1 pseudogene is annotated in these 595 nt (G+C 69.7%); it reads left to right on the top strand.

Going from position 1 to position 595, the window contains the following annotated elements:
* A pseudogene (locus tag FXO23_RS52165) lies at positions 1-595 on the top strand (IS5 family transposase); the annotation flags it as partial.

The raw sequence follows: 595 nt of genomic DNA, 5'->3' as shown, positions 1-595 counted from the left end.
GTGTGGACTCCACGATCGCGCGGGCGCACCAGCATGCGGCGGGTGCGCGGAAAAGGGGGGCCTGCAGGCCGAACCGCCGAGCACCGTGGCGGGCGGTGCCGAACCCGGCGATCACGGGCTGGGCCGGTCACGGGGCGGGTGGACCAGCAAGCTGCATCTGGCCTGTGCACAGGGCCGCAAGCCGCTATCGCTGCTGGTGACCGCTGGTCAGCGTGGGGACAGCCCGCAGTTCACCGTGGTGTGTGACCAGATCCGGGTACCTCGTGCTGGTGCGGGACGTGCCCGTACCCGGCCGGCTCGCGTGCTGGCGGACAAGGCCTACAGTTCCCGCGCCAACCGGGCCTATTTGCGTCGCCGCGGCATCAAGGCCACCATCGCCCAGCCGCGCGACCAGGCCGCCCACCGCAAAGCCAAAGGCTCGCGGGGTGGGCGACCGCCCGCGTTCGACCCCGATACCTACAAACAGCGCCACGCCGTGGAATGCGGCATCAGCCTGCTCAAACAACACCGAGCCGTGGCCACCCGCTACGACAAACTCGCCGTGCGCTACCAAGCCACCATCGACATCGCCGCCATCAACATCTGGCTACGCCAC

The organism is Amycolatopsis anabasis (genome assembly GCF_009765355.1).
Classification (GTDB): domain Bacteria; phylum Actinomycetota; class Actinomycetes; order Mycobacteriales; family Pseudonocardiaceae; genus Amycolatopsis; species Amycolatopsis anabasis.
This window is presented reverse-complemented; position numbering and strand designations above follow the sequence as displayed.